Source organism: Microbacterium sp. 67-17 (assembly GCF_001898325.1).
Classification (GTDB): domain Bacteria; phylum Actinomycetota; class Actinomycetes; order Actinomycetales; family Microbacteriaceae; genus Microbacterium; species Microbacterium schleiferi.
Window position 1 is genome coordinate 79380 of sequence record NZ_MKTR01000012.1, and the last position, 10976, is coordinate 90355.

The 10976-nt window shown below is 68.0% G+C and carries 6 protein-coding genes; 4 read left to right on the plus strand and 2 right to left on the minus strand.

The window, feature by feature from the left end; all coding sequences use genetic code 11:
- Positions 1-114: 114 nt before the first annotated feature.
- The gene (locus BGO47_RS04425) at positions 115-1137 is read right to left on the minus strand and encodes a LacI family DNA-binding transcriptional regulator (protein ID WP_292708950.1); all 1023 of its coding nucleotides are present in this window, start codon (positions 1135-1137) and stop codon (positions 115-117) included.
- Positions 1138-1344: 207 nt separating this feature from the next.
- Here BGO47_RS04425 and BGO47_RS04430 point away from each other — a divergent pair, with 207 nt between their 5' ends.
- Positions 1345-1917 carry a hypothetical protein gene (locus tag BGO47_RS04430; RefSeq protein WP_292708952.1) on the plus strand — a complete coding sequence of 191 codons (573 nt, stop codon included), beginning with the start codon at positions 1345-1347 and terminating at the stop codon, positions 1915-1917.
- 9 nt (positions 1918-1926) lie between these two features.
- Complete coding sequence (locus BGO47_RS04435; protein WP_292708954.1) at positions 1927-3498, plus strand: phospholipid carrier-dependent glycosyltransferase; 1572 nt, start codon at positions 1927-1929, stop codon at positions 3496-3498.
- 10 nt (positions 3499-3508) lie between these two features.
- On the opposite strand, the gene BGO47_RS04440 is transcribed toward BGO47_RS04435, so the two are convergent.
- Positions 3509-4345, minus strand: a complete 837-nt coding sequence (locus BGO47_RS04440) for an aldo/keto reductase (protein WP_292708956.1) — start codon at positions 4343-4345, stop codon at positions 3509-3511.
- 100 nt (positions 4346-4445) lie between these two features.
- Here BGO47_RS04440 and BGO47_RS04445 point away from each other — a divergent pair, with 100 nt between their 5' ends.
- Both BGO47_RS04445 and BGO47_RS04450 read left to right on the plus strand, forming a co-directional pair.
- Complete coding sequence (locus BGO47_RS04445; protein ID WP_292708958.1) at positions 4446-5591, plus strand: serine/threonine-protein kinase; 1146 nt, start codon at positions 4446-4448, stop codon at positions 5589-5591.
- Between the two features lies 1 nt (position 5592).
- Positions 5593-10976 (plus strand): Ig-like domain-containing protein (locus BGO47_RS04450; RefSeq protein ID WP_292708960.1); only part of this gene is annotated, 5384 nt, incomplete at its 3' end.

Below are 10976 nucleotides of genomic sequence, written 5' to 3' on the forward strand. Positions count from 1 at the left end.
GTGACCGGTCACATTGCGAAACTATAGACCGGTCGCCGTCCCGAGTGTCAAGCGGCGAAAAGTCTCGGATTGGTAACGGCCCCGCACGGAGTGAATCTCCGCGGGTCGGGGTCCCTAGACCCGCCCGATCGGCCCCGAGGATGCGCGCGGAACGAAGGTGGGCGCGATCGTGCCGATCGCTTCACCCGCGGATGCGCCCGCCGTGTCGTCCAGCAACAGCGCTACGCATCGGCGCCCGAGCTCGGTGAAATCCTGCCGCACGGTGGTCAGCGGTGGCCAGAAGTGCGCTGCTTCGGGGATGTCGTCGAAGCCCACGATGCTGATGTCGCGCGGCACCGACAAGCCTTCGTCACGCACGGCGTGAAGAAGTCCCAGCGCCATCTGGTCGTTCGAAGCGAAGACCGCCGTGAAGTCGCGCACCCGCAGCAGCTCGCGACCCGCGTGGTAGCCGAACTCGGCGGTCCAGTCGCCCAGGATCGGTGCCGTCATTGGCAGGTCATGCGCGTCCATCTCGTCGAGGAATCCGCGCATGCGGGCCTCCGCTTCGATCCAGTCCTGGGGGCCCGCGATGTGGTAAATCTGCCGGTGTCCGAGCTCGATGAGGTGGCGGGTCGCCATCCTGGCACCCGCGATCTGATCGACCGAGAGGGTGTGTTCGGGACCGAGGACCGCCGATTGCAGCGTCACGTAGGGCACATCGATCCGCTGTGAAGCCAGGGCGCGAAAGACCCGCATTTGCGGGGCGATGACCACGAGTCCCTCGATCGACTGAGCGCTCAGATGCGCAATGCCGTCTGTGATCGAGTCCGGATCGGCGGCATCGATGTTGGCGGTCGAGACCCAGTACCCGCGCTCGCGCGCAGCCTCCTCGATCGCCGCGATGCTCGAAGCCGGCCCGTATTGCGTCGAAGAGGCAGCGAGGATGCCGATCGTCTGCGAGCGACTGGTCACGAGCATGCGAGCTGCCCGGTTGGGGGTGTAGCGCAACTCGTTCATGACCTGCACCACGCGCGCCCGCGTCTCGGGCCGGATGCTCGGATGGTCGTTGAGAACGCGCGAGACCGTCTGATGAGAGACGCCGGCCAACCGTGCAACGTCTCGGATGCTCGGCGGTCGTCCGCCGGTGCCCTCGCTCATCGAACGCCTCCCGTGAGCACGGTCACATCGCAGTGTGCCGGGATTCCGTGCCCCTTCGCTCATGATAGCGGCGCGCCGGATGTGACAGTCACATTTAGGCCCCGGGAATTACTCGTCGCCGCGTCGGCGCCTGTCACATCCGTCACATTGCCCGCGGCGCATGTGTATAGCTGCCCCTGGCACGAGACCGGCCGATACTCTGTCCCCGTGGCGGACTTCCTGCGATTTCTCCCGCTCAGTGGCCGATCACGTCAGGACGAGGGCCTCGTCTCCAGCGATCGGCGCCCAGAGCTGGACGCGCTGCTGTCGAGCCTGGCGACGCTCACCGACGCGGACAAGACCTGGGCAGCCTTCGCGGTGGACGCGGGACTCGCGGGTCCCTGGCGTGAATCGGATCGAACGGTTGCAGGCTTCCGGGCTGCCGTTCTCGCACGTCGACGCGGCATCCGTGTGCTGTCTCGAGCGCTCGCTGCAGCGCTCCGGATCGCGGGCGACCTCGGTCTCGATCTGGTCGTGGACCCGATGACCGCTGGTGCTGTCGCCTTGTACGCACAGGGCGCCGGTCAGTTCGAACGTCGAGCAGTCGTGGCCGGACACACGATTCGCGCTACGGATGCGGACTGGGCGTTCGGCAGCGGCCCCGTGCTCGAGGGCACCGCACTGCAGATCGCGGGTTTTCTGCTCGGTGTCACTGACGATCCGCCCCGTCCTCCGACCGCAGCGTCGGAGGTGCCTCCCGCAGCCTCGGAACCGCCGGAACTGACAGACCCGCCCGAATAGGCTGTCACCGTGACCACCATCGTCGACAGCCCTGCGCGTGCGACGGTGTACGACCGTGTCAGCGCCCGGATCGCCGTTTCCCCGCGACTTCAGATCGCGGTGCCGGCGGTCGTGACGGCGGTTGCCGGCATCCTGCGCTTTTGGAACCTCGGGCATCCGCACGAACTGGTCTTCGACGAGACCTATTACGTGAAGGATGCCTGGTCGCAGTGGAACCTGGGCTTTGCCGCGAAGTGGCCCGATGAGGCCGACTCACGCTTTGCGGCCGGCGAGACCGACATCTTCCTCGACGCAGGAAGTTACGTCGTCCACCCGCCGCTGGGGAAGTTCCTCATCGGCGCCGGGATGGCGTTGTTCGGCGCCGAATCGTCGGTCGGCTGGCGCTTTGCCACGGCACTGTTCGGGACTCTCGCCGTGCTGCTGCTCTACGTCGTTGCTCTCACCCTCACCCGGTCGATCGGTGTGGCAACGGCAGCGGCGGGGCTGATGGCCATCGACGGCCTGGCGATCGTTATGAGCCGTGTGGCGTTGCTCGACACCTTCGTCATGTTCTTCACCCTGCTGGCGTTCTGGTTCGTGCTGCTGGACCGGCGATGGCTCCGCGAGCGGGAATGGCCGCGCCGAACGGCACCTGGACGCTGGGGATCGGATTCTCGCTGGGGTCCGGTGTTCTGGGCGAGGCCGTGGGTTGTCGCGGCGGGGCTTGCCGCGGGAGCCGCAACAGCCGTGAAGTGGTCGGGCCTGTACGTTCTCGCCGGGATCGGCATCTACCTCGTCGTCATCGACGCCCTGGAGCGCCGCCGACGTGGCGTGGAGTTCTGGCCCGCTGATGCCGCGGTGCGCCAAGGACCGGTGACCTTCGTGTTGCTCGTGCCGCCGGCGCTCCTTCTTTATCTCGCGACGTGGACGGGGTGGCTTCTCACCGACGGCGGATACGACAGGCACACGGTCGACGGCGCGCCGGCCACCGGCTTCTGGTCGTGGGTGCCAGTGTCTCTCCAGAATCTGTGGACCTACCACCAGTCGATGTACGGCTTCCACGTCGGCCTGTCGGCGAGCCACAGCTACGCGAGCCCCGCGTGGCAGTGGCCGCTCCTGGTCAGACCGACCTCGATGTTCTACCACAGCGATGCTCTCGGCGAGGCTGGCTGCACGGCGGCCTCGGGATGCGTTCAGAACATCTACTCGATGCCGAATCCGCTCGTGTGGTACGCCGCCGTCGCGGCTACCGTCTACCTCGTCATCAGGTTCATACGACGCCGGGACCTCGTCTCGGGCTTTGTCCTGACCGGCGTCGCCCTCACCTGGGTGCCGTGGCTGCTGTACCCAGAGCGCACGGTCTTCCAGTTCTACACGGTCGTGATACTGCCGTTCATGCTCCTGGCCCTAGCCATCGCGCTGCGCGATCTCGCCCATCCCGCGGGAGCCAGTCCCGACAGGCGCGTGACGGGCCAGCGGGTGGTAGCCGTCTTCCTGATCGTGGCGGTGGTGCTCTCAGCGTTCTGGTACCCGATCCTCACCGCGACGAGCGTGCCCTACGACTTCTGGCGACTCCACAACTGGTCGCCCACCTGGATCTGACGCGTAACGCTCAGTTGACCTCGTCGGGATGCGCCGAGACACGCCCGGAACCATCGCCCGGGTCGATCGCGTCGATTGCGGCGATCTCGACATCCGTCAACGCGAAATCGACGATGTCGATGTTCTCGGCGAGACGCTCACGTCGCACCGACTTCGGGAACACGATGTTGCCCTTATCGAGGTGCCAGCGAAGCACGACCTGCGCCGGAGTCTTGCCGTGGGCAGCTGCCGCGTCCGCGACTGCGGGGTTCGAGAACAGGTCGTACTTGCCCTGACCGAGCGGGCCCCAGGCTTCGATCCGGATGCCGCGAGCGCTCGCCCACTCGACGACGTCGCGCTGCTGGTAGGCGGGGTGAAGCTCGATCTGATCGACCACGGGGCTCACGCCGGTCTCGGCGACGATGCGCTCGAGGTGGGGCACGAGGAAGTTCGAGACCCCGATACTGCGCGTCAGCCCCTGCTCGCGCAGATCGATCAGGCGCTCCCACGCGTGAACATAGTTGTCGCGTGCGGGGGTCGGCCAGTGCACGAGGTAGAGGTCGACGGCATCGAGTCCGAGCTTGTCAAGGCTTTCGCCGAGCGCGGCGCGAGGCTCGTCGCCGTCGTGGCGGTCGTTCCAGAGCTTGGTCGTGATGAACAGGTCCTCACGCGGGATGCCGCTCTCGGCGATCGCGGCGCCGACTCCCTCTTCGTTGCCGTAGATGGCAGCCGTGTCGATATGCCGATAACCGAGTTCGAACGCCTCGAGCACGGCACGGCGCGTGTCATCGGCCGGGACCTTGAACACGCCGTACCCGACCTGCGGAATGCGGTTGTCATCGAGAAGCTGCACCGAGGGAATCGTCATGTTCCCAGCCTAGGTGGATGCCTACAGCACCGGCTCAGGGGCTCGATTTAGGCTTGTCGCATGAATCGGGGGGCACGGCGCGCGGATCGACCGGCTCGCTGTGCCCGCGCGACGCGCATCGGCATCCGGGGGCCAGGTGCCTAGCCGGCTTCCGGCAGCGGCGCCCACGCTTGCCGGTTTCAGCTACGTGCGGCCGCTGGGGGCCGGAGGATTCGCCGACGTCTTCCTCTATGAGCAGGACATGCCCCGTCGCGCGGTGGCGGTCAAGGTTCTGCTGGAAGACATCGTCGATGAGTCCCTCCTGCGGATGTTCGCGGCAGAAGCCGACGCGATGGCGCACCTGTCGGCGCACCCCTCGATCCTCACGATCTACCAGGCCAGCGTCTCGCCCGATGGGCGCCCCTACATCGTCATGGAGTACTGCCCGGCATCCTTCGCGTCGAGGTACCGGCGAGAGTCGATCCCGGTGGACGAAGTGCTTCGAACAGGGGTGAAGGTCGCATCCGCTCTCGAATCCGCCCACCGGGCGGGGCTCCTGCACCGCGACATCAAGCCGTCCAACATCCTGCTGACCGCCTACGGGATGCCCGTGTTGTCGGACTTCGGCATCGCGGCGTCGGTGTCGGCGCGGGAAGGCGTCGAGGTCTTCGCGATGAGCGTGCCCTGGAGCGCTCCCGAGATCATCGATGAGCGCACGAGCGGTTCCGTTCCCGCCGAAGTGTGGAGCCTGGGCGCCACCGTCTACTCGCTCCTGGCCGGGCGCAGCCCGTTCGAGCGACCGTCGCACAGCGACAACACGCGAGACCATTTGAAGTCCCGCATCCGTCGCGCCGCCTACACACCGATCGACCGCTCCGACGTGCCGCCAGGCCTGGAGGACGTGCTTCGTCGCGCGCTCGCGAAAAACCCGGCAGATCGTTTCTCGTCAGCCGCCGACTTCGCTCACGCCCTGCAACTCGTGCAGTACGACACCGGAATGCCGGTCACGCCGCTGGAGCTGGCCGACGCTGTTCCCCTGCCCGAACGCGAGCATGACGCGGTTCCCGCGTTCGTGCGCCCGCGGGTGGAACACGAATCCCCCCGCCGCAAGCGTCCCCGCACGCAGCGCGCCAGCGACCGACTGCCGAGCGATGACCTCCCCGAAGCCACTCCCCCGCGCCGGACAGCGCTGATCTGGACGGTCGTCATCGGCGGTGCGATCATCGTCGCCGGAGCTGCCGTGGCCGTCATCGTGAGCGTGGTCTGACATGGCTCGCGCGTCAGCGACACGGAGGGGGGCTCCGACACGGCGGGGAGCGACCTCACGCTGGGTGTGGGGCGGCGCGGTCGGGATCACCGCAGCTCTCGTGGTGGGTCTCGCGGTCGCCTGGCCCGGATACGACGCCCAGCAGACACCCCTCGACGACGGCACGATCTGGGCCCTGCAGCGCTCGGCCGGCGGACACTACGCGCGCGTCAACGCCGAACTTCTCGAACTGGACACCGTCAAGCAGATCAGCCAGCCGACCACGCTCGCACAGACGACGGATGCGGTCTGGGCGTTCGCGGCATCCGCCACCCGCGTCGCCGGCATCGACCCCGCGACTCCCCCGGATCTGAACGCCGGCGGCGCCGATGCCTTCGCCGCAACGCCCGCCGGTACGCGCTCCGTGTCCACCAGCGGAACCTCAGTGGCGTACCTCACCGAGGCCGGCGACATCTTCATCGGGGACCTCTCCCGCCCGGGGGCCGCGCGCCTGGATGTCGGCGACAAGGACGATCCGTTCACCGCAGATGCTGTGACCGTCGGCCCGGTCGGCACAGTCGCAGCATTCTCAGCCGATTCCGGTGAAGTCGTGCGCGCAGATCTCGCGAGCGGCGGCATCCTCGGCATCGACGAAGTTCCCGACGCTCCGGGCGAGGGTGCTTCACTGACCCTCGTCGGACAGCGGTGGGTGATGCTCGATGCCGACAGCGGCCGGCTCTGGATCGAGGGACTGTCTGCCCCGGTGCAGACGGCGACCCTGCCCGATGCGCGACTTGCGGCATCCAGCGACGGCGGTGACGAGGTCTTCCTCGCCGATTCGCAGGGACTCGTCGCCGTGGCCCTCGGCGATGGTGCGCAGCGGCAGGTCACCGGCGGATTCGAGGTGCGTGGAGTTCCCGCGGCGCCCCGCACGCTCGGCGGCGAGGTCTTCGCCGCGTGGCTGGGACCGACGGCCGGCACGCTGTGGTCGGAATCCACCGGCGACTCCGCCCTGGACTACGCCGGCGCGGAGCTCGGAGCCGACCCGCTTCCCGAGTTGTTGGGCACTGACCGTCGGCTCATTCTGAACGAGACGCAGTCCGGCTGGGTCTGGACACTTCCCGCCGGCGATCTCGTGCCCTCGTCGCAGTCGTGGCAGATGGATGACCAGGTGACCGCTGCCGAGTCGGACGATGCCGTCGCGCCCGAGGTCCTCGAGCCGAAACCTCCGGTCGCCGAGAACGATGCGTTCGGCGTCCGCGCCGGACGCGCGATCGCTCTTCCGGTGCTGCTGAACGACCATGACCCGAACGATGATGTGTTGAGCGTCGTTGCCGCATCGGTTTCAGCGTCGGCATTCGGAAAGCCGGTGACAACGGATGCCGACCAAATGCTCACCATCGACGTGCCGGCCGACGCATCGGGCACCGCCACCTTCGAGTACCGCGTGACCGACGGCACCGCCCCGGACGGCCTCACCTCGGAGTCCGCGACCGTGACTCTTTCGGTGATTCCCGCTGACGAGAACTCCGCCCCGCAGTGGTGTGGGACCGAGCGGTGCCTGGCGAACTGGCCCGATCCGGCCACGGCGCCCGGCGGTACCGTGCGCTTCCCGATTCTCGATGCTTTCGTGGATCCGGACGGTGATGCGCTGTACGTGTCGTCGGCGACAGTGGACGCGGGGCCAGGCACGGTCACCGTCGACCCGGCCGGCGTCCTGACCTACCAGCATCCTGACGCTAACGCCGAGGTCGCAACCACCGCCTCGGTCACCGTCACGGTCGCCGACAGCAGGGGCGCCCAGACCAGCCGCGCCCTCACGATCAGCGTCGCGCCGACCCCGCGGCTGGAGGCCGATTCGTTCGCGGTCACGGCGGTGGTCGGTCGGGCTGTCACGGTGGACCTGCACGACCGCGTGCGCGGTGGAACGGGGTCGCCGACGTTGTCAGCCGTGACGGCCGCTGACGACGATTCCGGCATCGCCGTCAACGCCAGCGGCCTCTCGTTCTCGTACACTGCGCAATCCCCCGGCTCGACGGTTCTGCAGTACACGGTCCGCGACGGCGACACGGAGCAGACGGCAACCGTGCGGGTGACGGCGGTGGAACGGGATGAGGCCGAAATTTCGGCGCCGCCTCTTGTCGCGTTCGTCCGACCTAACGAAGACACCACTGTCGATGTGCTCAGCGCCGTCTCGAACCCTGCCCATCTCGTGCTGCTGCTCAGCGACGTGCGCCCCGAGGCCGCAGAAGGCGCGTCCCTGAGCGTCGACCCCGTCGCACAGTCCACGATCCGCGCCAGCGGCACCACTGCCGACGGCTCGCCCGGTGAGATCGGCGTCGTCCGATACACGATTTCGGACGGAACAGGCGACCCGGAAGCCGCAATCACGGGGCAGCTCACGGTGATCCTGCTGCCCGCAGCGGCGGCCGACCCGCCGATTGCGGTAGCGGATGCCGCCAGAGTGCGCGTGGGCGGACAGATCGATATCCCCGTCCTCGCCAACGACTCCGCCCCCACGGGAGGATTGCTGGCGATCGATCCGTCGCAGGTCGTCAACGAGACGGATGCCGGGCTCGCGTTCGCCACCAGCCGCACCCTGCGCTATCTGGCGCCAGACAGCCCCGGCGTCTACAGCGTGTCGTACACCGCCTACCGGGTCGGCTACCCGGAACTCACCGATAGCGCGCGAGTCACCATCACGGTGCTCGGCGACGAGACCAATACAGCCCCGTCGCCCGTCACGCTCGAGGGGCGAGCGCTCAGCGGCAGATCGACGACCATCGGCTTCGATTCGTTCGGGATCGATCCGGACGGCGACAGCGTCGTGCTCGACGCTGTCGTGGATCAGCCTGTCGGCGCCGACGGCTCCCCGGCCGGCACCGCCAGCGTTTCGGCTGACGGCACAAGTCTCGTCTACACGGCGCCGCCGTCGTGGAGCGGGCAAGCGTCGTTCACGTATCGGGTCAGGGACGGGCGCGGCGCCACGGCCACAGCACTTGCCCTCGTCGGTGTGCGCAACGCTCAATCCGACCCGCGGCCGGCGACCTTCTCGGACTACGTCCAGCTTGAAGGTGGCCAATCCCCGGGGCGCGAGACCACGATCACCCCACTGGACAACGACGTCGACCCGTCCGGAGCCGAGTTGAGCCTCGTGGATGTCCGGCCCAACGCACAGCCCGGAACCACCGAGTACGACGATCTCGAAGCGCTCCTGGTAGGCGTCGATCTCAAAGATGGTTCGGTCACCGTGCGCTCGGGCGAAACGCTCGGGACGTTCTCGTTCGTCTACACCGTGAGCAACCCCGCCGGCGACACCGCGATGGGGCTCATCGTCCTCAAGATCGTGCGAAACCCCGTACCGGATTATCCGGAGGTTCGCGACACGGTGCTGACCGCTGAAACCATCGACGGTTTCGAGGAGGGCATCGACGTGCTCACCGGCAAGGTGACGTGGGCAGGCGGTGATCCTGACTCCGTGAAGCTGGCGCTGTGGCGTGAGAGCCCGAACCTGACGGTGTCCGGCCGCCGCATCGCCGGAACGGCACAACCTCAGGCGATGGTCATCCCCTTCAGCGTCACCGGTACTGCGGCTGACGGATCCACGGTCACGTCCTACGGATTCCTCCGGGTGCCCGGAGAAGCGGAGCTTCGGCCCACGCTGCGTTCGGGCACGGGTTCATTCACCGTGGGAGAAAACGACGCGGTAGAGGTAGACCTCGCCCAGATCATCGCCATCCCTCGCGGCACAAACCTTGAGATCTCACCCGTTGCCACGACCGGCGGGGCGAGAGCCGGCGCCACGTGCGAGCTGGTGGAAGCGATGACGCTGCGCTACACAGCGGGGCCGGGAGCGCCGTGGACCGACGCCTGCGCCATCCAGGCACGCCTCGTGGGAGGGGACGACTGGACGGTCCTGACAGTCCGATTCGTGATCGAGGCCGAGGCGCCTCAGCCAATCCTCTCGCCCGCGTCGCGCACGCTCAGCCCCGGACAGACGGAGACCTATGATCTGCGGCAGATGACGTCGTGGACAGGCGCTGCAAACTGGGGCTCCCTCGACTACGCCGTCGACGCACCGGGCGACCAGTTCCAGGTCTCCCTCACCGGGTCACGCCTGGAGGTGACGGGAGCCGACGACGCGAATCCCGGACGCACCGAGGTCGTGCTCGTACGTTTGGCGAGCCATCCGGATGCCGAGCCGGCAGCCCTGACGCTCGTTGTCGGGCCGGCGCCGTCGACACTACCCAAGGCCGGCACCGTGACACAGCAGTGCTCGCAAGCCGGCGGCACCACCTCGTGTGAGATCCCCGTGGTCGGCGTCGCCGGCGAGGTGAACCCGCTTCCTGGAACACCTCTGCGGCTCACGTCGGTCACGAGTCCCGCGAACTGCTCCGCCGTCACCTTCACGGTGGCCTCGGCCTCCTCGGTGCGGGCGACATGGGCAGCCGATGCGCCGGGGGCCTCGGACTGCACGGGCACGTTCGAGGTCGCAGACGCCCAGGGGCGACTCTCAAGCGGCGAGCGCACGGGAACGGTGGTGCTGGACCTCCGGGGTCTTCCCGCGGATCCCGCCACGATCGAGTGGACGGCATTCGATGCGACCTCAGTCATCCTCCGCGTCACCGGCACCGGCGGGTCCTACCCCGCCGTGGAGTCGTTCCGCGTCAGCGGCGGCGGACAGGACATCACGTGCGGCGCCGACGGACTCTGCCCGCCGATCACCGCCGAAGCCGGAGCGAAGGTCCGTTACCAGGCCTGGGCCGTCAACAGTGTCGGACAGTCACGGGCCGCCACCAGCGCCGTGACCGCCTGGCCCTACCGCGCCCCGAGCGCGCCGTCCACAGTGTCGGCCCGGCCCGTTGCCACAGCCGACGGCAGCGGCATGATCGCCGCAGTGACTGTGGGCGGGTTCGATCCGACGACGGGGTCGGTTCGCGTCACCAGCCCGGTCACTGGCGCTTCCGAAACTCTCCCGGTCCCATCGGACGGGGGTGAGGTTGTCTTCTCGGAGTTCGCCGTGGGCGCCAACCAGCAGACAACACTGAGCGTTATGCCGCTTTCTCGTTTCGACTATCCGCCGATCGCATCGGGGACGACCGAGGGCACCGCAGCGTCGGTCGTCGCGTACGGGATCGGCGCACCCCGGCTGCAGCTACGCCTGAACCCCAGTGACGACGGCAGCGGCGAGGTCCGCGCGGCAGCGACAGTCGCCGCGAACGGTGTCGGCACGGAGTTGTGGGTCGGAGTGACGACCGGCGCCACGTGTACCGTCGAGTTCGTCGGGATTGTCACAAGCGGCGAGGTCGCGAAGGTCATTCCCGGCACCGTCTGGGAAGACACCACGGTCCGCGCGTGCGCTGAGTACCGGATCGGAACGACATCGTTCGGCAGGGCCACGGCGGG

Excerpts from the sequence above, each read along its gene's own strand:
- BGO47_RS04425 (WP_292708950.1), bottom strand. The coding sequence starts at position 1,137 with ATGAGCGAGGGCACCGGCGGACGACCGCCGAGCATCCGAGACGTTGCA.
- BGO47_RS04440 (WP_292708956.1), bottom strand. The coding sequence starts at position 4,345 with ATGACGATTCCCTCGGTGCAGCTTCTCGATGACAACCGCATTCCGCAG.